The organism is Acinetobacter legionensis, from assembly GCF_057165765.1.
Genome location: NZ_CM169896.1, coordinates 2913562 through 2940561, shown reverse-complemented (window position 1 = coordinate 2940561; position 27000 = coordinate 2913562). Strand labels below are relative to the sequence as shown.

Sequence of the window (27000 nt, the reverse complement as noted above, 5' to 3'; positions counted from 1 at the left end):
TTACTCTAAAGTGGCTGTCTTGGCAAACTGCAGCAAATCTTGTTGTGATTTCAGCAAAAGCCGTTGCCGTTCTGCGGCAACCCAGCCCAAAGCAAACCAGACTTGGGGTTCTGTTTTGACCAATTTTTTTAACACATCTTCAGCAACAATCAGGTCATTGTAGAGACCTAAACTTTCTTGAGCAGGTTTAATGGCTTTTAAATATTTTTTGACTTGGCTTTTATCCGATAATGATGCTACAAACTCAATACTATAACGCAAACGCTTTAAGTTTTTACGAGTACGGTGCCGTGCTTCGATGTCTAAATTTAAATAGTTTTTCGCATCAGTTTGAATTTTGCGATGTAATTGCCTAACTTTTTTAAATGCTGCTTTATGTACAGCTATTTGAGATTTTTCATTTGATTCTTGGGCAATAAATTGAATGAGGGATAGGACTAAATAATTAAAATTAAAAGATCTAAACAGTTTGGTTAATTTTTGCGAATCAACATCTTGAGGTTCTGGAAGTTTAAACTTAGGTGCACCAGCAGCTTCAAGCTGAGGTAATAACTCTTCTCGAATCATATCTAAATCACGAGCCGAACCAAGTTGTCTAAATAGTTCGGTTAACTGAGTTTGCCAAGTGGGATCGATATGCAAAGACCAATTCGAAAAGGTTTTTAAAGCGCTTCTTAAGCGACGTATTGCCACACGTGCCTGATGAATATGTTTGGAATTAAAGTTTCCAGATGCAATTGCTGTACTGTTGGGGAGTAGATGAGATAGACAATTATTCACAATCTTTTTTAATGCATTCTCAGGATGATCCTTTGAATCAAGAATAAGTGGCGTTTGCAACTGTACGGGATTGTCTGGAGTATTTTGTGCAAGCTGAAAACCTTGTTGCGCTTTGCTACGGGTATCAAGCCATAAGTTATAGCGTTTCATCCGAGGTAAGATAAAAGAAATTAGATCTTGAACAGTACCTTGTTTCAGTTCAAATTCTAATTCACGTAATGCGAGATGCTGTTGATGGGCGATGATATGACCATGATCATAACTGACTTCAATTTCACTATTTTGAAATTTAAATAAACTGAGTTTTCTTTCGATGTCTGTTTGAAACTGAACTTCTAATCCGTCTTTATGTTGCTCTAATAAGCGTTTAATATTTTTAGCAATATGCTTATTACTGAGATAATTTTTTAGATCTAATCCTATTTCTGAGCTTCCGATGTTTTCCTCAAATTCTGCACGTTTGAGTCTTTGTTCTGTTGGAAGTTTGAGGGTTTGTACCCATTGCTTATTTTCTTGATCATCTTCAAGGCGTTGACGAAGCGAAATGGAATGCTCAGACAAAATAAATTGTGCCGTATCATAGTATTTGGCTTGTAAGTGCTGAATATTGGTATCTTTTCTTTGAAACGCTTTAATGAGCATTTCTTGCTTTTCTTCAGGTATTTGGAATTTCAATTCAATTTCAAACATGCTTATCGTTCCATTCTTATTACTTATTCTTTCGATTTTAATCCGATAAATTGTTTTTTTTGAGTTTTTAATGAATGATTACAAATTCGCAACGTGAATACTCACGCGACTACTATTCTTCAATTTTATGCAGTATTTAAAGAGATGATTTTATTCAATAACTTTAATCAATAAAACCATCTCTTCTTGCTGCTGATTTATTTTAAAAACTTACGGCTAACCAAGAACTGTTCTGTCGCTTCAAGCAGTTTTTCCGCATAAGCTTCTTGTTTTGCGGTAAGCCAGCCTAAGGCAAACCAATCACTGGCTTCTAGGTCGGTTTGTTGTAGGTAAGATGATGATGAAGCAAGCACTTGATATTGCTCACAAGCTTGTTGAGCATCATTTAAAGATTTCGCATATTTCTGTAAGTTCTTAACATCATAGATATTGGTTAGGATCGGAAAGCTAAATTTTAATTCATTTAAATGCTGAGCCAGCGCTTCTAAACTTTCAAGGTCAGATAGATCGGCTTCATTTAAACTTTCTTGTAACTGTCGATACTGATTTTGCAATGTATTTTGCGCAAACCATTTTAAGTCATGGGTTGGCGCTTTCGCAGACTGTCCTAAACTGAACATGAGTAATTCTAAATAGTGCTGCACATTTTGAGTTGATTTGACCAAATTGATAAGTTTTTCATTGGCATACAAAATATCCCGGTCTAAACTTTGCGCCGTTTTCGGATTTTGCAGTAAAGCACCTAATGTGCGTTGCATATGTTCAAAATGCTGTAAGTTTTTAAAATGACTCTCAAACGCTGAAAGTTGATGTGACCATTTATCCGTTTTGGTATCTGTCCAATCCTTAAAAAGAGAAAGACTTAAGTGTAAATGGTGTAGGGCCGTCTGTGCTTGAATAATATGTTCAGGTTGGGCAACCTGTGCAGAAATCGCGGCAATATTTGGCAATAAATGTTGTAATTGACTGGCAATAAGCACTCGTAAATTTTTATCTGCAGTGTCTTTTTTATTTAAAATGGTTTCTTTGCTGAGCTGTGCTGGACTGACTTTTTGATCCACAGTTAATAAGTGTCCAAACTCAGCTTTGCTACGTACATCAAGCCACAAATGATACTTTTTAACCCACTCAAAACTAAAAGCTAAAAGCGATTGAATTGAGCCACTTTTTAACTCAAATTCAACCTCATGAATTTCTTGTTTTGAGGTTTCGGTTCTGACTTCACCAATATCGAGGCTGATTTCAATTTCAGCATCTTCAAACTGAATCACACGGATGGTACGTTGGATGTCGGTTTCAAATTGTAATTGGAGTTCATCAAATTTATCCCCCAATGCATTTTTTAAAACAGCAAGTGCTTCGGGTTTATTCTGGTAAATATCAATATCTAAATGTGGGGCTTCAGCAAGCTCACCTAAATCAATATTGTCTTCAAAGCGTTGTAAATGGCTTTTGGTGGCGGCTTTTAATGTTTGTACCCAACGTGTTCCTTCTAAGCGTTGACGTAGTGCAGCGCCGTGTTTGGACATCTGACGATCAGGTGTGTCGTAGTATTTTGCTTGTAATTGAATAATTTGGGATTTTTTAGGATCTAATGCTTTGAGGAGTGCATTGCGGCGGGCTTCCGGAATTTGAAACTTTAATTCAACTTCAAGCATGTGAGGGTCCTAAGTGTTAATCATGGTTATTAGATAATTAAACATTATTGAATGTTTAATCGGGCATTGTAACTTAAAATGTGTCATCAGAAGACTTGTATAGCATGCCATTTGAGTATTTTTTACCGCAATATCGTTACTCATTAAATATTTAGAATGACAAAATTTCCTATTTCGTGACTTGTATGGTCTGGGCAATACTTGAAGTCGTAAATATAGATGAATTGTCAACAGACTTGATATTGAATTTGGCTGTTATTGCAGCATAAAATAAACTAAGCTGATTAAAAATAAAACAGGATGATTGATCATGAACGCGTATGTTGAGCCTAAATCGGAATTAGAGCAAAACCCGAAGTTTGAATTACCAATTAAAAACTATTCAGAATTTTATCGTTTTTATTTAACTGAACACCGTAGCATGATGAGTCGCCGTTTGCATGCAGCTGGAAGTAGTGTCGGTATTTATTTTTTTAGCAAGGCAATTCGTCAACGTAAAGCAAAATACGTGGTCTATGGACTGCTTTCAGGCTATGCATGTGCTTGGGTGGGGCATTTTGTATTTGAGAAAAATAAGCCAGCAAGTTTTAAGCAACCATTTTATAGTTTTATTTCAGACTGGCGTATGCTTTCCGATATTGTACGTGGCAATTTAAGTTTAAAAGACCGTAGTCTAGATAAAATTGAGAGCTAATCTTGTCAGTATGGTAATAAATTAAACAAAAAAGCTTAGAGATTTCTAAGCTTTTTTGTTTTTGTCACGTCTTCGCTGAGAAAACTTGCTTATAATCCATTTATTTGATTGTTTGAGAATATTGAATGCGCGGTCTTTACCTGATTACCAACGACGATCCAATCCAATTATTATTAGAAAAACTCGAAGCTGCTTTAAGCACTAAGCAAGTCGCTATTCTTCAGTATCGCCGTAAAAAAGTAGCTCAATCTGACCAAGCAAATGAAGTGAAGCAGATCAAGCAACTGTGTGAAAACTATCAGACACCATTTTTGATTAATGATGATTTAGATTTAGCTGAACAATTTAGTTTAGGTGTTCATCTTGGGCAGTCTGATGGTGAAATTTCAGATGCAGTGCAACGTTTACCACACGGTGTCATCATTGGGCGGACTTGCTTAAACTCAATTGAGTTGGCTGAAAAAGCAATCGCTGAAGGGGCAAGCTATGTGGCCTTTGGCGCAATTTATGCAACATCGACCAAACCTGAAGCAGGGAATATTGGCCTAGCGACATTACAGCAGGCATCTGAAAAGTTTGATTTACCTATTTGTGCTATTGGTGGTTTAACAGTTGAAAATTCTCAAGCTGTGATTGAGGCTGGTGCTGACCTTTGCGCTGTGATTAGTGATATATTAGCTTTATCAGTTGAAAATATTCCTGCCCGTGTCGCAGCTTGGGCACAGTTATTTGCAGAAACTGCAAAATCTTAATTTGTATCGTGATTTTTTATATCATTTTGAAATTTTAGTATTCTACAGGATTGAGTCGATTTATGAGCCTATCTCCAAAACAAGAGCAATTGTTTAAACAAGCCAGTAAACACATTCCAGGTGGAGTGAATTCTCCAGTACGAGCGTTTAATGGGGTGGGTGGTACGCCAGTATTTATCGAAAAAGCCAAAGGTGCTTATTTATACGATGTCGACGGCAAGCGCTATGTGGACTATGTGGGTTCTTGGGGGCCGATGATTTTAGGTCATGCACATCCTGATATTATCCAAGCAGTTCAAGAAGCAGCGGTTGATGGTTTAAGCTTTGGTGCACCGACGGTACATGAAACCACACTGGCTGATTTGATCTGTGAAATCATGCCATCAATTGAATTGGTCCGTATGACCAACTCAGGTACTGAAGCAACCATGACGGCTATTCGTTTGGCACGTGGTTATACAGGTCGTGACATGATTGTGAAATTTGAAGGTTGCTATCATGGACATTCAGATTCTTTATTGGTTAAAGCGGGTTCAGGCATGTTGACCATGGGTGAGCCAACATCAAAGGGTGTACCTGCTGATTTTGCCAAGCATACGGTGACCTTGCCATATAATGATATTGAAGCTGTTAAAGCTTGTTTTGCGAAATATGGTCAAGAGATTGCAGGGGTAATTGTTGAACCTGTTGCTGGAAATATGAATCTGGTTAAACCAATCACAGGTTTCTTAGAAACGATTCGTGAGCAATGTGATCAATACAAATCAGTATTTATTATTGATGAAGTGATGACAGGTTTCCGTGTAGCACTCGGTGGTGCGCAAGCATATTATAATGTAAAACCTGATTTAACGACTTTGGGTAAAATCATTGGTGCTGGATTACCAGTTGGTGCATTTGGTGGAAAACGTGAAATCATGGAATGTATCGCGCCTTTAGGCGGGGTTTACCAAGCAGGAACCTTATCGGGTAATCCTTTGGCTATGCGAGCAGGGATCAAAATGTTTGAAACCCTTCGCCAACCTAACTTCTACAGCGATTTGTCTGCAAAATTAGATCAATTATTACAAGGTCTACAAGCGGCTGCAGATGAAGCTGGAATCCCATTCTTTACTCAACAAGCGGGTGGTTTGTTTGGTCTTTACTTTACTGATCAAACCGAAATTAGCAGTTTTGACCATATTTTAAAATGCGATATTGAAGCATTCCGTAAATTCTTCCATGGGATGTTAAATCGTGGTGTAAACCTTGCTCCATCTGCATTTGAGGCAGGCTTTATTTCAGCTGCACACAGTGATGAAGATATTCAGTTTACCATTGATATGGCTAAACAAGTCTTTGCTGAAATGCAAGCTTAAGGGGATTTAAGACCACTTCGATTGCTTGAATAAATGAGCAGAATGGACAGTCTTTTTGAATCAAGTTTGATTTAGAATAAAAGCCTGTAGTCCTTAGACTACAGGCTTTTTTTGTGATTTTAGACATTATAATTCAGGAAGAAAATATGCAAACCAAACACTATTTAACCTTATCTGATGCAGAGTTTTTATTGAATAAAGCACATCAATATGCAATTGATCATGCTTTTAATGTCAGTATTGCCATCGTTGATGAAACGGGCAATTTATTGGCAATGAAGCGTATGGACGGTACTTCTGCATTGACGTCGAATTTCTGTTTGGACAAAGCCAGATGCTCTGCATTAAGTCGTAGACCGTCAGGATCATATGAGACCCTTATCAAAAATGGTCAAATGGGATTTTTAACCATGCAGAGCGGCTCAGGGATGTTGGAAGGTGGTGAGCCTATTTTGTATCAAGGTCAGTTGGTTGGTGCAGTGGGTATTTCAGGAGTGAAATCATTTGAAGATGCTGAAATTGCACGACATGCAATTCAAGCCTTTCTTGCTCAATTTAATTAAAATTCTATACTTAAAAATTATGTGTATCAGTAAATAAGTTTGAAGAGGTGTTTAAGTAAACACCTCTTTTATCTTGTAAAATTACAAACGATAGAATTGTTTGGCATTATGGTGGAAGATATTTTCCAGTGCATTTTCATCATATTGCATCACGATATCACTAAACGCATCAATGATATTCACCAGACTGGTATTGACCCGATCCATTGGGAAATTGGAAGCGAACATCACCCGATAGGTGCCAAAACTTTCCAAAGCATGCAGAATTAGTGGTGCAACAAGATCAATGATTTGTTGCTTAGAGGCCAGTTGTTTTTTCTTATAAAATTGATGACCAAGCACTGGCATAAATAGACCAGACATTTTGGTATATACATTTGGATAAGCAGATAATTCAGCAATAGCATCTTGCCATTGATAAAAAATATTTTCACGTGCTGTTTTTGATAAGCCTGTATTTTGTCCAATTTTACCAAACAGGCCTGCTGGTGTACCAAGGTGGTCTAAAACAATTGAGGTTTCGGGGAACTTTTTTGCCAGCTCAATTACATCGGGAATTTGATGAGAATACACCCAAGCATCAAAACTCAGGTTATGTTGCGCGAGTTGTTCAAAGCCTTTTAAGAACTTTTTCTCAGTATATAGGTGTGGGAGATCCGTCCAATTATGCACACCTTTATCTTCATGAAAGGAAGCCATGCGGCGTATACCGCGCAAATGTTTAGATGCTTTTTGGTGTAACTTTAAAATCTTTTTGAAATTAGGATCGCACGGGTCCGCGGTAGCCACGATGCCACCAAGTTTTATGGTATTTTCATTAAAGGGTAAGGATTCAATAAATTCTGTTTCACCTACGACACCTTTGCCTTTCTGTTTGGCCCAACTGGCTTCAATATGCACCACTTGTTCGACCGTATATGAGCCAAGATCATGTTTATAGTCTTGTGGTAAATAGGGTCGGGTAATGTGTTCCGTTAGTCCAACCGTTTCAATCAAATCTTTAGCTTTGACTAAACGAACCATTTTATCAAGTAGGAATGGATGCTTGCCCAAAAGCTTTACCGCAAATGCTGCTGCATGAGGGGTGTTGTAGGGATCCCATTGGTGAATATGTGGGTCAATGATTGGAAAATTCAAATCTTGCATATAACGTCCAAATTGTTATTTATTATCAAAATACAATACATGAATTTTATAAAAGATGAATATTGTCGCTTGGTAAAATTTATGAAGTAAAGCCATTGGAAGGAGTCAGTTGATTTATTGTTTTGGGGTGACTGCCAAAACTGTTATAAAAAAATAGCCTCATTAATGAGGCTATTTTATCAATGCTTAGATCAATCTAAGATGATTTAACTTACATTAGTGTTGATGATCATGGTCATCATGATCATGTTTGTGGGTATGAAAATCTTCGTTTTTACGGAAGCGGAGATAATTTTCAAACTGTTCACAATACTCATCATAGTTGTCTTCAAGCATCATTTGGAATTGTTGCAATATATAAGACATGACTTGTTCTTTGGCATCACGCATTTCATCACCATCTTTAAAGGTGTTTGCAGCAACCCAAGTATTAAAACGTGCAGTAGCGAAGAGCATTGCTGAGCTGACTTGTCCACGAAGTTCTTCTGGCTTAGGTTGCTGTCCTTTCGCTGGGCGGCAAAACTCATTGGCTTGTTTGATGAACTCATCCGCACGCTCAAAAAAAACAGCATTTAAGGCTTCTTCTTCGGTGACATCAGTAGCATCGATTTTTTGAGACATGACTTTTCCACATAGCGTATTTCATTGGTGCGCTATTATAGGCAATCCACAGGTTAAACGAAACGCTTTACTTCCTCTGTATCTGAATTTGAAAAATAGCTGTCAAAATTTTCTTGATATTCATCAAGATGATCTTCAAGCATGAGTTTAAATTGTTCCACGTAATAGTCTAAAATGACTTGGCGATCTGTTTTAAAATCTGGCGCTTGCTGGTAGGCGCATGCTGCATGCCAAATGCTATAACGGGCATTGGCATACATAAATGACGCACTGATCTTTCCCGGGTGTGCTGTCAAGTGAGACACTTGATGATTTTGATCTGCAAATTGATTGGCAAGTGCGATAAATTCATCCGCGCGCTCATAAAAGTATTCGTCAGCTTCAACTTCTTCAGATTCTTCAAAAAAATCATTATTTTCGGACATTATCATTCCTTTTCATAGACTTGTTTCATTGATATAACTATAGCATACTCAAATAGCCTAAGCTTAAAAAATACTCAAGGAGTAGATAATGCAAGATGCGATTGCCATACAAAGCTTGAAAAGTGATATTGCATTATTACGTCAAAATATTTGGCCACCTGTAAACTTAAGCAATGTTGAAGGTTTGCCTATTTATTATGGGACACAATCGGAAGTAGATACCTACTATAAACAGTGGCTTGGTTTGGTTGAAAGGGCACAAATGTTGTATCAACCTTTTATGGATGATGAGGTTTTAGATGTTGCTCAATTACCTAGCCATTTAAATTTACCTTTGTTTTTCTTTCATGTAGATCGGATTCGGATTAATAAAACCCGTGCCAAAGAATCAAAGACTTTTCGTGGAATTGCTGCATTGGTAGAGAAATGTGGGCAATTTGAACCCAGCCAAATTAAAAAAATGTCACAGTGGTTAAACAGTGATGATACCGCAGCCTTGGTTGCACATCGTGAGTTCATTGATTTAAGAACCTATATTTTTCAGTTTGGACAAAGTGAATATACGAGAACACGATTTTATGTGAATGGTTTAGTGCTGAGCACTGAAAAAGATTTTGAATTGGTGGATGCCCGCGATAAGCCGCGCAAGTCAAGAAATGATAGCTATGCTGATCCTTTAGCGGATAACAATCTCTGGAAAGTATTTGGCAAATATCGTTAGACTGTTGTGAAATAGAAGGTTGTAGATTTTGTTAAACCTGCTGTGATTTTTAACTTTGTTATTTTTCTAGCTACAAATTGAAACGATTAAATTATTTTAAACACTGACTAAAAATAAGATTTAGTCAGTGTTATATAAAAGAATATCTTTTATTTTACAGCATCAATTGCAGCACTTGCTGTTTTGTTAAATAGCGTACATTCTGACTTTAAGCCATTTAGATAAGCTTCTTGTAACTGAGCATTTATACTGTTTTTACCAAACTCAGCAACAGCGTCTTGATAATCTCGTTCATATTGCTTAATTTTGTTTGAAAGTATGTCATATTCACCTGCAGTATAATAGTTTGCTGGGTAATAGTCAGAGCCGATTTTAGCTACAGCATCAACCGATGTATTCAGTTGCATGTCTCGGGATAAATCTAAGTTGAACTTTCCTAGCACCGTTGAAATATAACCGTCTTTAAAATATTTTGATGGGTCGTAATTATTCAGACGATAGCCTGAATAAAGATCAGCGAAGCTTGTATTTGTTGAAGAGGAAATAGATCGTAAACATGTTGATCCAGACGGGAATGTTTTGCCTTTAAGTTTTTGCACATAATATGAAGAATAAGTGCCAACTATTGAGCTAAGTGCAATATTTGAGCCAGCATAATGCTCAAATCCATCGATATATGGACTAATTGCTTTGCCTGTTAAGTTGACTGTTTCAAATTTTTCAGTTAATTCTAATTGGTTATAGTTACGTGATGAATAAGGTGTAAATGTCCAAACTGTCGCTGTTTGCGATTTCAGCGTTGCATATTGATAGCCAAAATCAGTTTTACTTTTAGGCGCATCATAGAGTCCATCTGCTGCTAGATAATCACTTAAAAGATCAGATGAAAGGAACTGTGTTGAACCATCAACGTTATATTCACCATTGATGTACATTTGCTTATTGTTAAAACTAAACTTTACTTTAGTAAAGAGGTTAATGTCTTGGGTTGAAGAGCCAGTTTCATATCCAAACCATTCAGACTCATTGTTCGTTGTATAATCCCCAGCATCTGAATCACCTCCACATGCGGTTAAAAATAATGAAGAAATGATGGTAAAAGACAGTAATTTAATTTTCATGAATTATTCCAAATTATAAAATATTAAAATTTATGAGTATAAAAGTTCTCGCTGTCATCATATTTCAACATTTTATTTTTTCAACGTTTTTTTGATGAAATTTTAAAATTCTCTTAATTTTTATAATTATATATTGATCGAAATCTTAAAATAATTTTGCTGCTTTTCAATTTCATCCTTGCAAAAAGTGCTTTAATATTGAAGAACCCAAACAAAAACTGTAATAAACATCGTCATATGCAAAATTTGAATTGGAGCAAAGATCAAGGCATAGCGGCTGCCACCACTTAAAAATGCATTTATCGATTTCGCAATGGCATGTGCTGCTAAACCTAAAACAAAGGCGAGAGATAAGATGTGATTACTCGGTTCTCCCTGAATGACAATTGTGGCCAAAGCGCCATGAATTTCAAATAATGAGGCCAAAAGCGTACCTGCAATTAAACCCGCATCACCCAATAAAAGATTTAGCCCATATACACCCGCCTGAATCAAGGTTAACGACACTGCAATAATGGCTGCTTCATTTAGACTAAACATACGACTATCTACAAGCTGGTTATTCTCAATCAGTTGTGTGTGACGCATAAACCATAAGGCAAAAATGGTTAGGATCGCGATAGCGATTAGGCAGGGCAGTACAATGAGTTTGAACCAAGTAATACTGATACCGATCACAATAATCATGAGTTGTAGTAGGGTTGCCACGCAAGACATTAATGCTGCCCCAGCATTGGCTTTGGCTTCTGCACGTCCATTTCGGACTTCTAATCCTAAGCTGGCAATGGTAGCGGTACTGGAAACAAAACCTGAAGCAAGCGAAGACAACAGCATAGCATTTTTTGATGACAATAATCGTTTGGCAATATGTGCAAGTGCTTGCACCGCCAAGATTAAGGTGAGTAATTTTAAAATAACATAGGGGTTAAGCACAGCACCCCATAAAGCTTTGTTTGGTGTCAGTGGCAATGCAATTAATAACAATGCCAGTAAGAAAATTCCATCTTTAAATTCAGATTCTGTAATCCATTTCCCGGCAATGCCATGCATAGAATGTTTGGTCATCAACAAGACGGTGAGGATGACCGATAAACCTGCGGCAAAAGAAATATTCCAAACGCACATTCCACCGATAAAATAAGTGAGTATAAATGCAATTTCAGTAGTTATACCGGGATCATCAGTTTGATTCTTTAAAGAATAAATGACGATACCACCTGTAATGAATGCACCCACAATGCCAAAATAGGGACCAAACAAAAAACAAACAGCACCAAGTAAAGCACAAATAGCAAAAGACCTTAAACCCGCAAAACTATTTTGATTTTCACGTTGCTGACTTCGTTCACGTTCAAGACCGATAAGTAGACCACAACCCAATGCAGCCGCAATGATGGTGAGGAAATCAGTATAAGAGCCAAATGAAAATGGATATAGCGATATAAAATTCATAGTGCTCTCCAAATAAGACCATGAATTAATAGAATGATTTCAATGTATCGCAAAGTTTTAGAAAAACAAAAGTTTATTTTTTAGCCTTACGTTAAATACATTATTGAATTTAGAAAATCCAAGAAATACAACAATTAATTTTGTTATAGTAGATTGAGTTTCGGGGATATAACAATGCAATTTAATTTTGAAATTGATACAGCTTGGTGTTTAGAACAATTATTAAAAGATGGTCGTATTACAGAGCGTGAAAAACTATTGGTACAAACCACCCATCGACAACGCGATCAGTTGAAGTGGCATCCTTTGCAATGGATTGCCAGCTTTAAGCTCGTCGATGCTAAAAATCCAATAAAAAGACTGACATTGACTACGCTAACAGAATGGTTAGCTGAAAAAGCCGAACTCAATTCATTTACGATTGATCCATTAAAGGCCGATGTGACTTCACTAACCAATGTCATGTCACAAGAGTTTGCAATAAGAAATAAAATTTTAGCAGTTGAAGTCAGTGCCGATAAAATTCTGATTGGTACAGCACAGCCTTTTATAACGGATTGGGTACATAATTTAGAACGTAGTTTAAGTCCAAAAAAAATCGAAAAAGTAGTATTGAATCCTGAGTTATTACAACGTTATTTAACTGAGTACTATCAAGTCAGTAAAGCGGTCAGCAACTCACAAAAATCCAGTGCCTATGATAAAGAAAATAAGGGTGTAGAAGCACTTTTACAATTGGGTGATACCCAGAATCCAGATGCCAATGATCAGCATATTGTGAAACTTGTCGATTGGGTTTTACAGTTTGCTTTTGAGCAAGGGGCGAGTGATATTCACTTAGAACCGCGTAAGGAAAAAGGTAAAATTCGTTTTCGTATCGATGGGGTACTGCATACAATTTATAATATGCCAGCCAATACCTTAACCGCAGTTATTTCACGGATTAAAATTTTAGGCCGTATGAATGTTGCAGAAAAACGTAAACCTCAGGATGGGCGTTTAAAAACACGAACACCGAAAGGGCAAGAAACCGAGCTACGTCTTTCAACTTTGCCAACTGCTTTTGGTGAAAAGTTGGTGATGCGTATCTTCGACCCAGAAGTTTTGGTACGAAGTTTCCAACAATTAGGTTTTGATGAACATTTATTGGCACAATGGCATGCTTTAACTCAACATAGTCATGGCATTATTTTGGTGACTGGCCCCACAGGTTCAGGTAAAACTACCACGCTTTATTCTTCGTTAAAACAATTGGCAACCGAGCAAGTGAACGTCTGTACCATTGAAGATCCAATTGAGATGTTGGAGCCAAGTTTTAACCAGATGCAGGTCAATCAAGGGATTGAGCTAGGTTTCGCTGATGGTATCCGTGCTTTGATGCGTCAAGATCCAGATATTATTATGGTTGGAGAAATTCGTGACCAAGATACTGCCAACATGGCCATTCAGGCTGCATTAACAGGTCATTTAGTGCTTTCAACTCTGCATACCAATGATGCGCCATCAAGTCTGACACGTTTGCATGATTTAGGTGTGCAACCTTTTTTAACCGCTGCAACGATTTTGGGAGTATTGGCTCAGCGTTTAGTGCGTAAGCTTTGTCCGCATTGCAAACAAGAAACCTTTATCAATGAACAAGAGTGGAAACATTTGACATTTGGCTATCAGACCAAAATGCCTAATTTTGTATATAAAGCAGTTGGGTGTGAGGAATGCCGTCAAACAGGTTATAAAGGTCGTGTTGGGATTTACGAGTTTATGCCAATTAGCCTTGAGGCAAAGCAGAGAATTAGTGCAGGCGTGACTTTAGATGATTTAAAAATGCAGGCAAAAAAAGAAGGCATTGAACCATTAAGAATTGCTGGTGCACGTAAAGTATTAGAAGGCATAACCACGCTGGAAGAAGTCCTTAGAGTTGTGCCTTTAAATTAATTTTGACTTAAAATAGCAAATGAAGAAATCCTAAGATTCACCTCATGTTGGTTTGTTTTAATGCTTCTATCGAAACGATGAACCGATATGAGGACACAACAATGAACATCCTTGCGAAAACAATTTTAACCACAAGCTTGATTGGTTTAACAAGTTTTGCCACTGCAAACACAGCAGTAAATCAATCAGCGCTTACACCAAGTTTAACCACAGTAAAACAAGCTTTAACATTGAAAGATGATACCAAAGTGCAGCTTCGTGGTAACGTGGTCAAAGCAATCGGTGACGAAAAATATCAATTCCGTGATAGCACAGGTAGCATTACTGTCGATATTGATGATGAATTATGGCAAGGTAAACCGATCGCGGCAAATGCTACAGTGACATTGTTTGGTGAGGTCGATATCGATTATAAACCGACAAAACGTGTAGAAATTGATGTGGATGCCGTGAATTTTTAATTATTTTATCCATTAAAACAAATCACAGCAGATTCTAGTTATATTCTCTAAGACTACATGTGTATGCATGTGGTCTTTACCTATGTTCAATAAGTATGAACAGCAACAAACAGCAGATTTTATTTTGATCAAGGCTTTGTCTGCCTAAAAGGAGAGAGGTTCTATGCGAATTTTGCTCGCTGAAGATGATAGTTCACAAGCTGAAAGTATTAAATCTTGGTTGGAAATGGATGGCTACAATATAGATTGGGTTGAACGTGGTGATCATGCAATTTTAGCCATAGAACAGCATCAATATGACTGTATCTTATTAGATCGTGGTTTGCCCAAAGCCACTGGTGATGAAATTCTCAAACTGTTAAAACGTCAATTTCCAGAAATTCCTGTGATTTTTCTTACGGCGAGAGACAGTATTCAAGATCGTGTGCAAGGTTTGGATCTCGGTGCAAATGACTATCTGGTAAAGCCTTTTAGTTTAGAAGAATTATCTGCCCGAGTACGGGCACAGCTCAGACAAACTCAAGTCACAAATTTACATGAAATAAAATATGAAAATTTAGTGTTAGATACTCAAGCGAAAACGGTATTTCAGGATCAGCAAGTTGTTCATCTCACCGCAAAAGAATTTCAAATTTTATATAAATTGATGCAAAAGCCTGAACATATTGTGACACGTGAGCAATTGGAAGAATCACTTTATGCTTGGGGAGATGAAATTGAAAGTAATGCGATTGAAGTTTATATCTATCAATTGCGTAAGAAGATTGGTGGACATTTGATCAAAACAATCCGTGGCTTGGGCTATCGTATGAATAAAGAGCAAGATTGAATATTTCATCATTACTTTTAATGATTTCAATAGGATGAATATGACACAGGCAGTATCACTACAAACCAAGCTGATTAAGACCTCCATGCTAAGTTCAATTGTGGCAGGTATTTTTGCGCTGATACTTCTGGTGAGCCTTTCGATTTATCACAATATGAAGGTACAAGATGAAATCATGGATGAAGTTGCAGATATGCTTCTGATCTCAGATTTAAGTGCGACTTCTGGTTTTCAATTGGATGAGTTAAGTGATGAATTTGATATTCAGTACCGATTGATGAATGGTGAGGTGATGTTGACCCACTCACCCGAATTTGATTTGCAACAAGGTCAAGCCAATCTCCTATCTGAACATGAAGGAAATGGATATGGATTTATTTGGTCAAAGGATAAGTTGTTACGTAGCTACAGAGCGATTGATCAAGATTCTCAGTTAAGCGTCTATGTTGTACAGCCCTTAAGTGTCCGTTTTAAAGACTTATTACAAAGTTTTATCAGCTATTTATTGATTTTATTAAGTCTCTGGTTGCTGCAATGGCTGATTTTACATTTCTCAGTTAAAAAACAATTTAAATCCATTCAACTGCTTTCGACGGAAATTGCTGAGAAAAATGCCAATGATCTCAGCTTAATTCAGCGACAACCTGCATTTAAAGAACTTGAGCCGATGGTTAATCAGCTTAATCAAATGCTTGTTCGACTAGATCAAGCTTTAATTGCTGAACAACGTTTTACCGCAGATGCATCACATGAATTACGTTCGCCACTTTCTGCGATACAAATGCGTTTGCAGTTATTACAACGCAAATATGCAGAGGTTCCTGAGATTTATCAGCAACTCAATAGTATTCAAAATGATGTGAATCGAGGAACGCTGGTCCTTGAAAATCTTTTGCTTTTGGCACGATTAGATCCAGCGGATGCCAGTGAATTACCGAAGACTTGGATAAGTCTGGGGCAAATGACTCAGCATGTGTTAAATAGCTTGGCCCCATTTATAGATGACAAGCAGATTCAGATTCATATTCAAAGCGAAGATGTTCAGGTCTATGTAAATGAAGAATTACTGTTTATTTGTATTCGCAATCTTGTCGATAATGCAATTCGTTATACGCCATTACAGGGCAATATTTATATTCAGATTGGACCATTAAATAATTGTAATTTCTTTGAAATCCAAAATGATGGTGAGGGTATTCCTCAAGACATCTTAGATCGTTTAGGTGAACGTTTTTACCGAGCTTTGGGGAGCAAAACACAAGGTTCAGGCTTGGGTTTGTCAATTTGTAAAAAGGTGATCGATCTGCATCATGGAGAGATTCAGTTTACTGCTTCCGAATATGGTGGTTTGAGCGTTTGTGTTTATTTACGTTAAAGCTGTGCGATTAAATGGGCATTTTTATTGAATGTTTAACATTTCATTGGTGGATTGTTTTATAGAGATAGGGTGTTGTATAAAAATCAATAGACAAGCATTAAAATTCAACTGACAAAATTAAAAAGCAGTATGCGCTGATTCATACTGCTTGTTCCCACGTTTTTTGTTTTAACTTAATGTTTTTATAGTTATTTGGTCAAAATTAGACGATTGTTACGTGTTAAACGTAAGCGATATTCTTCTCCAGCATGCATGATGCGAATTTCGCGCCCTAATGCAAATAAGTTATTTGAATGTAACATCGGAAGAGATTGGTGAGCTTCTGTGTTACGTGTGAATAGGCTAAAAGGTGCGTTCATTATTGTTACTCCGTGTGGGGTGCTGTCTAAGTGATTTAAATGATAATCATTATCGAATAGATCTGTCAACGATAATTTTTATCATTTATAAAATTTCTATAATTGCTTACAATTCATTAAAAATTCAGGTGTCGATTTTTATGTCTAAACCCAATATTCATGTGGCTATTGCTTTATTACTTCATCGTGGGAAGGTGTTGGTCGGTTGGCGCAATGCAGATCAGCATCAGGGTAATAAATATGAATTTCCTGGTGGCAAAATTGAAGTAGGGGAAACACCTGTCGAAGCATGTCGTCGAGAGATCTTTGAGGAAGTTGGAATAGGTATCGAGCAATGGCGTGCTTTTGACCTGATTCATCATGTTTATGATGATGTTGAAGTGTTTCTCCATTTTTTTCATGCTACGGTTCCTGAACAATATTTGCATGATATTCAGAAACCTTGGACATGGTATGGACGTGATCAACTATTTGCGCTTAATTTTCCTAAAGCCAATCAAGCGATCATTCAACGCTTGTACTGGTCGCATCAAATTAAAATCTCCGACAATCTTTCAGCATTGAGCATAGAAAAAAGTCCAAATGACAACGCGCAATTTTTTTATTTTAGAACGATTGCAGATCAGGTTGCTGTAACACAAATTTCACAGTTAGCTCCAAATGCCTTATCTCGCTTGATTGTCAATATAGAGCTGTGGCAACAGTTGTCTGAGCATCTTCAAAAAAGTATAGCTGCTGTACATTATAAACAGCATCAATTGATGGATTTACACATTGGGCAGTTACCAATCGGTCTACGTTGTATAGCAGCATGTCATGATCTGGTGTCTATACAGCGAGCACAGACATTGGGTTTTGATGCTGTGATTTTAAGTCCCGTATTTGCAACCCAGACCCATCCTGAAGCCCATGCGCTTGGATGGGAAAAATTTGCTGAATATGCCAAGACCTGTGATTTACCCATCTTTGCATTGGGCGGATTAAGCCAAGCTGATTTAGCGATTGCACAACAGCATTATGCATACGGGATTGCTGGGATTCGAAATTTTTAATCGAGCAGAGATATTGGCTTAAACAGTTATAAGCGTTGTAACTGTTTTTGCGCTTCTGCGATGCTCTGTTGACTTTTTAATTGCTGAGCAGCCTGCAAAATAACATTCCAAAAGGTTTTCTTTTGGGATGGACTTTGCGCATAACTTAAACCACGTCGCGCTAGAGATTCAGCATTCGCATACTGTTTCTTCTGATTGGCAATTTGAGCCAAATAAGAGAACACTTGTGCCGATTGTGGTGCTATACGTTGTGCATGGATTGCATAACGTTCAGCTTCATCCCATTGGCCCTTTTGATATGCGGTTTGAGTTTGTTGGATGAGCTGTTTAAATGCTGGGATATTTTCCCCATCCTCAAATTTTTGCGTTTGAGGCTTGGATTGCGGAGCAATCACGACAGGAACTTTTTCACGTTTAATTTCAGGGCGTTCATAAGGGGTAATTTTTACCCCATCTGGTGTAGCAACCCCATAGTCAGGTTGTTTAGATTTTGGCTTTTCAACAGATTTGCTCGGTTTAGAATTTTGTTGGGGTGTTGTTTGACACCCAGCCAAAGTTAATAGTCCGCTTAAACTTAGAATATAAGCGATTGTGCTTACATTTCGTTTCATCACAAATTCCTATTTAAAGCCAATTTACCCGTATATTTAACAGACCCTAGTTGTTATAACTACCACTCGAGATCACATGACCTCTTGAGTCCTGATCTAAACTGTCTTCACTTTCGCGAATATAGTTTTCTATACTATCACTTGAATGTGGTTGTGAAGTGTTTTGTTGCGTATCAGGTGTGGATTGAGGATCAACTTGATAATATGGCATGCCGCACTCTGTAGCACGATTAGGGACAGTGTGGCGTAATAATGGAATATATAGCGCGCCTTCACAGCCTTGTGCTGAAAGCTCCCCAGTTCGAGAGTCAATCCATTGCCATGAAATATCATCTGTTTGACGTAAATTCACTGGTTTTTGGCGTAATTGCTTCATGACATTGATCCAGACAGGTAATGCACCTGATGAACCTGTAAGCCCAGTAATTTTATTGTTGTCTAAGCCTAACCACACCACTGCTAAATTATTGCCTGAGTATCCAGCAAACCAAGAATCACGGGTATCGTTGGTTGTACCTGATTTACCCGCAAGTTTGAGGTCAGCTGGTAATGTGTTGTAAGCCGCTTTACCTGTACCTGCGGACATGACTTGTTGTAAGCCAAAGTTCAATAAGAAGGCAGCAGAAGGGTCTATGGTCTGTTGTACATTTAAACCAAAACGTTCTAATAAACGACCATTAGAATCTACAACAGTACGGATGGCTTTGGTTGGATATTTAAATCCACCTGTTGCAAAATTACCATAAATACTCATCACCTCCATTGGTGACATATCAACAGCCCCAAGGAAAATAGATGGGTAGTTTGGAATCTTTGAGGTCACGCCAAATTTAGACAAGTTATTGCTAAAAGTAGAGATCCCAAATTCATTACCTAAACGCACAGCAGACAAGTTATATGAGTTTGCTAAAGCTTGGGACATCGGAACATAGCCATGACCTGTTCCACTATAGTTCTTTGGCGTCCAAGTTTGATTACCACTGACAGGTAAACTAATCGGCGCATCTTCGATTTGTGATGCCCAGTTATAACGACCTGATTCCAACGCGCTTAAATAAATCACAGGTTTAAGCAAAGAACCCACTTGACGTTTAGCATCTACAGTACGGTTAAAGCCAGTAAAGTCTTGGGTTGAACCAACAGCGGCAATTAATTCGCCATTTTCAGGGCGAGTAACTAAAACAGCGCCTTGTAGGTCTTTTAATCTTGCTGGGTTCGCATTGGCTAAACGGCTCACCGTTTCTCTAAAGCTCTTTTGCACTCTAGTTTGTGCAATTGGATCAAGTGTCGTAAAAATTCTTAAACCTTGGTTGGTTAAATCTGATTCTTGGTATTCAGTTTTAAGTTGACGACGTACAATATCTAAGAAGTCTGGGAAGCTTGCTGTACCTAATGTTGGTTTACGAACCACATTAAGCGGACGTGCAATTTCTTTTTCATATTGCGCTTGGTCTAAGTATCCCATCACCAGCATATTATTTAGCACAATATCGCGACGTTTTTTTGCGCCTTCAGGATTTTTCCAAGGGTTAAATAGGGTAGGACCTTGAACTAATCCGACCAAAAATGCTTGTTGTGAAATATTTAATTCGCTGAGTGGTAAGCCGAAATAGAATTGTGAAGCTAAGCCATAACCATTGACAGAATAGTTACCACTTTGACCTAAATTCACTTCATTTAAATAGGCTTCTAGAATTTCGTCTTTGCTGTAATGAAGCTCTAATAACAGCGACATCAGGGCTTCATTCACTTTACGTTTTAAGGTCTTTTCAGGGGTTAAGAAAAAGTTCTTAACCAACTGTTGGGTGAGTGTTGAACCACCCTGACGTTTACCACCGGTCACGTTACTGAGTAATGCACGCGCTGTACCACGGAATGAAATACCATGATGGCGATAAAAGTTTCTATCCTCTGTTGCGATTAAAGCTTCAATCAAAGGCTTAGGAACTTTATTTAATTTAATGAGGACACGGTCTTCATTGTGTTGCGGGTAGATACCACCAATTAACATTGGCTCTAAACGTGCGATCCCAGTATTGGTCGGTTTGGTGGCTTTTACATCTGTAACAGTATCACCAGCAAAGGTCACTTGTAGGACTTGTTCTGGATCTACACTGTCACCAAAGTCAAAGCCACGTGTATGAACGTAAATTGTATTCGGTTGGGTAATATAGGTTCCCGATTTGGTATAGCTATCACTGTTTTTATAACCGAGTAATTTGAGTTCTTGTTCAAACTCTATTTGGGCAATTGGCGCAGTTGCATAGATTTCTAATGGACGAGCGAATACTTTCGCAGGAATATCCCAGCGATTGCCTTCAAACTTATCTCGAATAACATTGTCGAGGCGAATTAAGTAGACGCTAAATGCGAGAAATACTGCAATAATTAATACACAAAAAATCAGTGCAATTAAGCCTATACCACGTTCGGTCTTCATATACAGATAATAATACCCAAATTTATTTTCGCTAATCATGCGAAGCTTTTCTTAATTTTGCAATAATAAATCTGTGAAATACACAAATTTAAAGGCTTTTTAAACATTCTCGTTATTTTTCGTATATGAATGATTTTATAAACATATACTGAGAGTGTTATTATATCTCAGAATTTCAGTGGAGCTACCGCGTCTGTGCAAATTTCACCAAAGACCTTTCGTAATATCGGTTTAATTGGAAGACCAGATAAATCATCTGTGGTTGATACGCTTTGTCTTATACACGATCATTTATTAAGTTTGGGTCTGCATCCAGTTTTTGATACAGCTACAGCACAACTTGTACCTTATACCAATACACAAACTGTCAGTAAGAATCTGCTCGGTGAAGTGGTTGATTTGGTTATTGTTGTGGGTGGTGATGGTTCTTTATTACATGCTGCACGTGCATTGGTAAAATACAATATTCCTGTACTTGGGGTGAACCGCGGTCGCTTAGGTTTTTTAACAGATATAAAACCCACTGAAGTGCTGTTTAAGTTAGATCAAGTTTTAAAAGGTGAGTTTCAGCTTGATCGTCGCTTCTTATTGGAAATTGAAATTCGCAGTAAAAATGAAATAATTTATGATGCAATCGCTTTGAATGATGTGGTACTTCATTCTGGTAAATCTGTTCATATGATTGATTTTGAGCTGAACATTGATGGGCAATATGTTTATCGCCAACACAGCGATGGTTTAATTGTATCGACTCCGACAGGTTCAACGGCATATGCCTTATCTGGTGGCGGACCAATTTTACATCCAAGTATGGATGCGATTGCTTTGGTTCCAATGCACCCACATACGTTGTCATCAAGACCGATTGTGGTGGGTGGGCAAAGCGAAATTAAGATATTGATTCGTGAAAACCGTGTGTTGCCGATGGTCAGTGCCGATGGACAGCATAGCGTTTCATTAAATGTCGGTGATAGTTTGCATATTCGTAAACATCCCTTCAAACTAATACTTTTACATCCACCAGGTTATGACTTCTATATGGCTTGTCGTACTAAACTTGGCTGGAATCAAGATTTTGATTCTTTTCAGCGGGATTGACCATGAATATTGAACAGATGCTTTCTATTTTAGATGCTGACATTGTTGAGCGTTTAAAAACTGCGGTAGAAATTGGTAAATGGCCAAATGGTGTGGCGTTGACTGCTGAGCAACGTCAAACCTGTATGCAAGCAGTGATTGCTTGGGAACATCAGAATATACCTGAAAAAGAACGTACAGGTTATATTGATAAAGGGCATAAAGAAGAAGGTGAGGAATGTGATTCGCATGTGCCTGAGCCAGAATTTAAACCGATTCGTTTTATCTAACTGAGCAAAAGAACCCTTGAATCACAAAGTAGTTTCACTTTGTGATTCAAACACTCAATTTAAAAAACAATAATATTTAAACTGTTTCAATCATGATGCTATTAAAAAGATAAATACGTTTAAACGAGAAGTGCGTAATAAGGTGATAAAGATATTCAGAATGATAAAAATCTTAAAAAACGATAAAGAGATTAAAATGCTCAAGCTGCTCAAAACAATAACGCGACTAAAAATAATAAAGCTTGCTCGACTCAGTTTATTTTGTATCACTGCAATTTCGACCAGTGTATTCGCTGAGCGAACAAGTGATGCAAGAAGTATTCAATGTTTATTAGATGTTACCGTAACCGCAAGTCAAAATTTCCAAACGCCTGTTACACAATATACATCAATTAAAAATGATGGTTATCCCATGCTGTTAATTGGTATAAAGATCCGTAATGCTTATACAGCCGACGCATCAAAAAAGATAAAAACCCATCATCTGTATTGTTCAAGTCTGATTGGAAAGCAAAAAGATGCTTATTTATCTGGTCCTTATCAATCCAATAATATCGATGTCAAAATAGGTGATCAGTTGCAACTCATCAATATTCATTCCTCAGGAAAAAGTTATCCCTATTGGGCTGATTTTTATTTTATCCAAAAGCGTAATTAATAACGTTCACGCTTGTGTTTAAAGATGAAATTAGAAACGCGTGTTCCAAAGATGTTTTGCTTTACTCATGGCTTCTGGATAGTTATTTACAATAACCATGGTATATAAAGCAATGCCCATTGTTTCAGTGATGGCAATTTCTCCATACTCATGTGCTTGTTGGCCTTCCCAAACCGCTTTAAAAACAGCGAGATCAAGCTGTTCTTCTGTTGGGCTGCGGTTATCGGTTAATTTAGGCAATTCATGTTCATAAAGTTCACCATCTTGAATACCACAGATGAGGGTTTTGGCATCTGGATTGCGCTCAAACTCGCCACCTTCACCTTTAATCACAGCACTATTTTTATAACCTAATTGAAAGGCAGCTTGTTGATGTGAACTACGATAAGCAGGGTGGAAAATTGCCTGTAAGGTTGCTTTGGCATTGAATGGATTAATCAAACGAGCCAGTGTGTGAATCGGTGAGCGTAAACCCATCACATTCCTAAGATTGATCAAATCTGCCAAGATTGGAGAGATTACATTTAAAGGCAAATAAGCAAAATTTTGGGTGTCTAGTTGCTGTTTGACCTGTACTTCATTTTGGCAAATTGGAAAGCCTAAGTATTCTAAGACTTGTTCAGTATACACACGGTTCATGGTATGCCCTGATGCACCATGCATCACGATCTTATAGCCATGCTTTGAGAGTGTTAAGGCTGCCAATAAAAACCACGGGTAATGTTTGCGTTTACCTGCATAAGATGACCAATCTAAATCCACAGCAAGTGGTTGAAAATTCAATTGGTCTTTGGTCGCTTGGACAAAGCCTGTCAGTTCATCTACAGACTCTTCTTTGACCCGAAGCAACATTAAAAATGCGCCAAGTTGTACGTCTAAGACTTCATTTTTCAAAATCATTGAAAAAGCTTGATAAGCTTCATCATAAGTTAATGATCGTGCACCATTTTTCCCTTTACCAACAATTCGCACAAACTGCGCAAAAGGATGTTCAAAGTCTTTATAAAGATTGCGTTTTGTATTCATGTCAAATGGATCAAGGGAGAGGAGACAGTGGAATACACTATGCCATAAATGGATCTAAATCGTATAGATATAGACGATATTAGACTAAGGTCTAAGCATAAATTGCACAGATGTTAGGCGAAATTAACATTTGCATAGAGATTGATCATCAAAAATTAATTAAAATAGCCTTGAAGAGCGTTTTATTTTTTATCTCCTGTTCTGTATTTATTCTTTTGGCCAAGGTGCCAGCGAGAATAAATCTTAAATATCGTCATTCGTTGTCATTGTTTTGGAAAACTGTCGTTTTCTGAAGGAATTTTTATTTGCTAAAAACCGACTTCCCAGAAGTTTTTATCGGGATTTTGGGCTGTGTCAGCAAATGGTAGCATTAACATTGGATATTTCTTCAAACAGAAATATAGAAAGAAGTAATTATCATGGCTAAGAAACCGCTGTATAAGTCACTCTATTTTCAAGTGATTGTTGCCATTATTTTGGGTGTGATAGTAGGGCACTACTTTCCAAGTGGTACTCAATTGATCAATGGTGTAGAGAAAAGTGTTCCTGGTTTAGGCGAACAACTCAAACCTTTAGGTGATGCTTTTATTAAGCTCATTAAAATGATTATCGCCCCTGTGATTTTCTGTACCGTGGTCAGTGGGATTGCGGGCATGGAAAGCATGAAATCAGTGGGTAAGACCGGTGGTATTGCACTTTTATACTTTGAAGTCGTATCTACCATTGCCCTGATTATTGGTTTAGTTGTTATCAATATCGCCAAACCGGGCGTTGGTATGAATGTTGATCCTGCGACTTTAGATACCACTGGTATCAGTAAGTATGTGGAATCAGGTGCATCACAATCTACCGTTGATTTCTTTTTGCATATCATTCCAAATACCGTTGTGGGTGCATTTGCAGAAGGTGAAATTCTACAAGTTCTTTTATTTGCCTTATTGTTTGGTTTTGCATTACATAAACTTGGCGATGCTGGAAAACCAGTATTAAGATTGATTGATCAAATTTCGCATGTGTTCTTTAACATTGTGAATATGATTATGAAACTTGCGCCAATCGGTGCTTTTGGTGCGATGGCATTTACCATTGGAAAGTATGGGATTGGTAGCTTAGCGCAACTTGCGCAGTTAATTCTTTGTTTCTATATCACGTGTTTGTTGTTTATCTTTATTATTCTAGGTTCAATCAGTCGTTTCTGCGGATTTAGCATTTTAAAAATGATTCGTATGATTCGTGAAGAATTGTTGATTGTATTGGGGACATCTTCTTCAGAATCTGTATTACCACGTATGCTGAAAAAGCTTGAAATTGCTGGCTGTGAAAAGTCTGTGGTTGGCTTGGTAATTCCAACAGGTTATTCATTTAACCTTGATGGTACCTCTATTTATTTGACTATGGCGGCGATCTTTATTGCACAAGCAACCAATACTCAACTGGATATTTGGCATGAAATTACCTTGCTTGCAGTCTTGTTGATTTCATCAAAAGGCGCAGCAGGTGTAACTGGTTCAGGCTTTATTGTAATGGCAGCAACTTTGGCTGCTGTAGGTAATATCCCAGTCGCTGGTTTGGCTTTAATTTTAGGGATTGACCGTTTCATGTCTGAAGCACGTGCATTGACTAACTTGGTGGGTAACTCTTTGGCAACGATTGTGGTTGCCAAGTGGGTCGGAAAGCTGGATGTTGAGAAGCTCAATGATGCTTTAAATAACCCAGCTGAAGTGGATCGTAAAATGCTTGAAGAATCAAATCAACCTCAATTGGATTTGCAGAAGTCTTAATTTTATTGTGTTGTAAATCAAGGAAGCTCAGGCTTCCTTTTTTAATGTCAATATTTAGATATAGCTTGTTTCATAAATGGTTTTATTTGCAAAAGACAGTAAGCTGTGCCTACTCTTATATTGCTTTTGTGGACGCAAATTATCGATTTGATTTAACAAAATTCGATCAGCAATGACATAAATCGTAATATTCTGATCACCTACAATTATTAATAAATTTTGATCAGCATATAAATTAAAAACTTGTTGAGTTTGTTCGGGTATTTCCCAATAGTTTGCTGAATAATCATCGTCCCACATTGTTTTTGCGAGTGAAAGAAGATGTATTCCTGATCGATTTTTAGGTTCAGGTTTAAGGTCAAACTCTTCTTGATCCCACAGTTCAATATTCCAAATGGCAACATGTTGATCATCAAGCCAGCACATTAAAGCATTCCAGTTTTCTCGATAACATAATGTTTGGACACTTGAGCCATCTTCACTTTCAAAAGGGTTATGTTTAAACCATTGACTAAGTGACCAAACTTTGGGAGAAGCTACAGGATGCCATATCCAACCATCATCTAAAATATAATCATTGTTTGGACTGACATATAACGCGCCATGAAAGTAATCTAAATAGTGTTTAGGAGGTTCAGTTTCATAAGCTGCAATATAGCGCTCAGTCAAAAGCTGATTTGTGGTTAAATTAAATGCTTCAAGTCGATTCCAGTCACTTCTATAAATACAAATATCTTGTGAATTGAACTGTGTAAAAGCCAATGAGAAAGACACGGTATCTTCATAATAACTTTGACTATCAATGTGTAGAACTGTCTCCAGTGTTTGAGTATTTATTACAACTCCAAATTGCCCATGATCGACATAAACTGCGATAAATTTTCCATTGGTACTACATTTAATTTGGTATTTAGGGGTACCGTAATGACGGAGTTCTCGATTATTTAGAATTGGAAGCGGAAGGGGCGTTATGGATAGTTGTTGTAATTGCTGTTGAGTTAAGTTGTAGCAATATAAATAGCCTTTTTCGGTGACGATATAAATTTTGCATGTATCTGAATCAATAGCTGTAATATCTAAAATTTCGCTATCTAAACCTTTTAAATTATAGTGTTTTTGTTTCAT

26 protein-coding genes are annotated in these 27000 nt (G+C 37.5%); 14 read left to right on the top strand and 12 right to left on the bottom strand.

Annotated features, from left to right (window positions below):
- Positions 1-1470 carry a CYTH and CHAD domain-containing protein gene (locus AC2G3J_RS13425; RefSeq protein WP_336954491.1) on the bottom strand — a complete coding sequence of 490 codons (1470 nt, stop codon included), beginning with the start codon at positions 1468-1470 and terminating at the stop codon, positions 1-3.
- Positions 1471-1667: 197 nt separating this feature from the next.
- On the bottom strand, positions 1668-3128 hold the full coding sequence (locus AC2G3J_RS13420) for a CYTH domain-containing protein (protein WP_483770118.1): 1461 nt from the start codon (positions 3126-3128) through the stop codon (positions 1668-1670).
- Positions 3129-3438: 310 nt separating this feature from the next.
- On the opposite strand from AC2G3J_RS13420, the gene AC2G3J_RS13415 reads away from it, so the two are divergent.
- The 4 genes from AC2G3J_RS13415 (at position 3439) to AC2G3J_RS13400 (ending at position 6495) form a co-directional block, all read left to right on the top strand.
- Entirely contained in the window at positions 3439-3822 is a 384-nt protein-coding gene (locus AC2G3J_RS13415) for an Mpo1-like protein (protein ID WP_151957026.1), read from the top strand.
- A gap of 125 nt (positions 3823-3947) precedes the next feature.
- Positions 3948-4574, top strand: coding sequence for a thiamine phosphate synthase (thiE, locus tag AC2G3J_RS13410; RefSeq protein ID WP_336954493.1), 627 nt, complete (start codon positions 3948-3950; stop codon positions 4572-4574).
- 62 nt (positions 4575-4636) lie between these two features.
- Positions 4637-5932: a glutamate-1-semialdehyde 2,1-aminomutase gene (hemL, locus tag AC2G3J_RS13405; RefSeq protein WP_336954494.1), complete on the top strand. Its 1296-nt coding sequence runs from the start codon at positions 4637-4639 to the stop codon at positions 5930-5932.
- 146 nt (positions 5933-6078) lie between these two features.
- The gene (locus tag AC2G3J_RS13400) at positions 6079-6495 is read left to right on the top strand and encodes a GlcG/HbpS family heme-binding protein (protein ID WP_336954495.1); all 417 of its coding nucleotides are present in this window, start codon (positions 6079-6081) and stop codon (positions 6493-6495) included.
- Between the two features lie 81 nt (positions 6496-6576).
- On the opposite strand, the gene AC2G3J_RS13395 is transcribed toward AC2G3J_RS13400, so the two are convergent.
- The 3 genes from AC2G3J_RS13395 to AC2G3J_RS13385 all read right to left on the bottom strand — a co-directional run bounded on the left by AC2G3J_RS13395 (position 6577) and on the right by AC2G3J_RS13385 (position 8687).
- The gene (locus AC2G3J_RS13395; RefSeq protein WP_483770117.1) at positions 6577-7641 is read right to left on the bottom strand and encodes an amidohydrolase family protein; all 1065 of its coding nucleotides are present in this window, start codon (positions 7639-7641) and stop codon (positions 6577-6579) included.
- A gap of 216 nt (positions 7642-7857) precedes the next feature.
- Positions 7858-8262, bottom strand: a complete 405-nt coding sequence (locus tag AC2G3J_RS13390; RefSeq protein WP_336954497.1) for a DUF3144 domain-containing protein — start codon at positions 8260-8262, stop codon at positions 7858-7860.
- Positions 8263-8315: 53 nt separating this feature from the next.
- On the bottom strand, positions 8316-8687 hold the full coding sequence (locus tag AC2G3J_RS13385; protein WP_336954498.1) for a DUF3144 domain-containing protein: 372 nt from the start codon (positions 8685-8687) through the stop codon (positions 8316-8318).
- An 88-nt stretch (positions 8688-8775) separates the two neighbouring features.
- On the opposite strand from AC2G3J_RS13385, the gene AC2G3J_RS13380 reads away from it, so the two are divergent.
- The gene (locus tag AC2G3J_RS13380; protein ID WP_419328658.1) at positions 8776-9408 is read left to right on the top strand and encodes a hypothetical protein; all 633 of its coding nucleotides are present in this window, start codon (positions 8776-8778) and stop codon (positions 9406-9408) included.
- 149 nt (positions 9409-9557) lie between these two features.
- Here AC2G3J_RS13380 and AC2G3J_RS13375 read toward each other — a convergent pair whose 3' ends face one another.
- The gene (locus AC2G3J_RS13375; protein WP_483770116.1) at positions 9558-10529 is read right to left on the bottom strand and encodes a hypothetical protein; all 972 of its coding nucleotides are present in this window, start codon (positions 10527-10529) and stop codon (positions 9558-9560) included.
- Between the two features lie 192 nt (positions 10530-10721).
- Positions 10722-11981, bottom strand: a complete 1260-nt coding sequence (locus AC2G3J_RS13370) for an MgtC/SapB family protein (RefSeq protein ID WP_483770115.1) — start codon at positions 11979-11981, stop codon at positions 10722-10724.
- Between the two features lie 174 nt (positions 11982-12155).
- Here AC2G3J_RS13370 and tfpB point away from each other — a divergent pair, with 174 nt between their 5' ends.
- The 4 genes from tfpB (at position 12156) to AC2G3J_RS13350 (ending at position 16578) form a co-directional block, all read left to right on the top strand.
- Complete coding sequence (gene tfpB / locus AC2G3J_RS13365; protein WP_336954502.1) at positions 12156-13913, top strand: type IV pilus assembly ATPase TfpB; 1758 nt, start codon at positions 12156-12158, stop codon at positions 13911-13913.
- Positions 13914-14014: 101 nt separating this feature from the next.
- Positions 14015-14374: a NirD/YgiW/YdeI family stress tolerance protein gene (locus tag AC2G3J_RS13360; protein ID WP_336954503.1), complete on the top strand. Its 360-nt coding sequence runs from the start codon at positions 14015-14017 to the stop codon at positions 14372-14374.
- Positions 14375-14537: 163 nt separating this feature from the next.
- Positions 14538-15203, top strand: coding sequence for a response regulator transcription factor (locus tag AC2G3J_RS13355; protein ID WP_004721888.1), 666 nt, complete (start codon positions 14538-14540; stop codon positions 15201-15203).
- Between the two features lie 40 nt (positions 15204-15243).
- Positions 15244-16578, top strand: coding sequence for a sensor histidine kinase (locus AC2G3J_RS13350; RefSeq protein WP_483770114.1), 1335 nt, complete (start codon positions 15244-15246; stop codon positions 16576-16578).
- Positions 16579-16769: 191 nt separating this feature from the next.
- Here AC2G3J_RS13350 and hemP read toward each other — a convergent pair whose 3' ends face one another.
- Complete coding sequence (hemP, locus tag AC2G3J_RS13345) at positions 16770-16940, bottom strand: hemin uptake protein HemP (RefSeq protein WP_004721884.1); 171 nt, start codon at positions 16938-16940, stop codon at positions 16770-16772.
- Between the two features lie 140 nt (positions 16941-17080).
- Between hemP and AC2G3J_RS13340 the strand changes: the two genes are divergently transcribed.
- Entirely contained in the window at positions 17081-17992 is a 912-nt protein-coding gene (locus tag AC2G3J_RS13340; RefSeq protein WP_419360355.1) for an NUDIX domain-containing protein, read from the top strand.
- A gap of 26 nt (positions 17993-18018) precedes the next feature.
- Here AC2G3J_RS13340 and AC2G3J_RS13335 read toward each other — a convergent pair whose 3' ends face one another.
- Together AC2G3J_RS13335 and mrcB are read right to left on the bottom strand one after the other, a co-directional pair.
- The gene (locus AC2G3J_RS13335; RefSeq protein WP_336954506.1) at positions 18019-18603 is read right to left on the bottom strand and encodes a tetratricopeptide repeat protein; all 585 of its coding nucleotides are present in this window, start codon (positions 18601-18603) and stop codon (positions 18019-18021) included.
- A 46-nt stretch (positions 18604-18649) separates the two neighbouring features.
- Positions 18650-21043, bottom strand: a complete 2394-nt coding sequence (gene mrcB, locus AC2G3J_RS13330) for a penicillin-binding protein 1B (RefSeq protein ID WP_035371136.1) — start codon at positions 21041-21043, stop codon at positions 18650-18652.
- Between the two features lie 195 nt (positions 21044-21238).
- Here mrcB and AC2G3J_RS13325 point away from each other — a divergent pair, with 195 nt between their 5' ends.
- The 3 genes from AC2G3J_RS13325 (at position 21239) to AC2G3J_RS13315 (ending at position 23068) form a co-directional block, all read left to right on the top strand.
- A complete protein-coding gene (locus AC2G3J_RS13325) occupies positions 21239-22141 on the top strand; it encodes an NAD(+) kinase (protein ID WP_004721877.1) in 903 nt (300 codons plus the stop codon).
- A 2-nt stretch (positions 22142-22143) separates the two neighbouring features.
- Positions 22144-22410, top strand: coding sequence for a YeaC family protein (locus tag AC2G3J_RS13320; RefSeq protein ID WP_004721875.1), 267 nt, complete (start codon positions 22144-22146; stop codon positions 22408-22410).
- A 196-nt stretch (positions 22411-22606) separates the two neighbouring features.
- Entirely contained in the window at positions 22607-23068 is a 462-nt protein-coding gene (locus tag AC2G3J_RS13315; protein ID WP_483770113.1) for a hypothetical protein, read from the top strand.
- A 30-nt stretch (positions 23069-23098) separates the two neighbouring features.
- On the opposite strand, the gene AC2G3J_RS13310 is transcribed toward AC2G3J_RS13315, so the two are convergent.
- A complete protein-coding gene (locus tag AC2G3J_RS13310; protein ID WP_483770112.1) occupies positions 23099-24094 on the bottom strand; it encodes a glycosyl transferase family protein in 996 nt (331 codons plus the stop codon).
- Between the two features lie 419 nt (positions 24095-24513).
- On the opposite strand from AC2G3J_RS13310, the gene AC2G3J_RS13305 reads away from it, so the two are divergent.
- Positions 24514-25875, top strand: a complete 1362-nt coding sequence (locus AC2G3J_RS13305) for a dicarboxylate/amino acid:cation symporter (protein ID WP_004721869.1) — start codon at positions 24514-24516, stop codon at positions 25873-25875.
- A 54-nt stretch (positions 25876-25929) separates the two neighbouring features.
- Here AC2G3J_RS13305 and AC2G3J_RS13300 read toward each other — a convergent pair whose 3' ends face one another.
- Positions 25930-27000 (bottom strand): hypothetical protein, encoded by a 1071-nt coding sequence (locus AC2G3J_RS13300; protein ID WP_336954509.1) that lies wholly within the window; start codon positions 26998-27000, stop codon positions 25930-25932.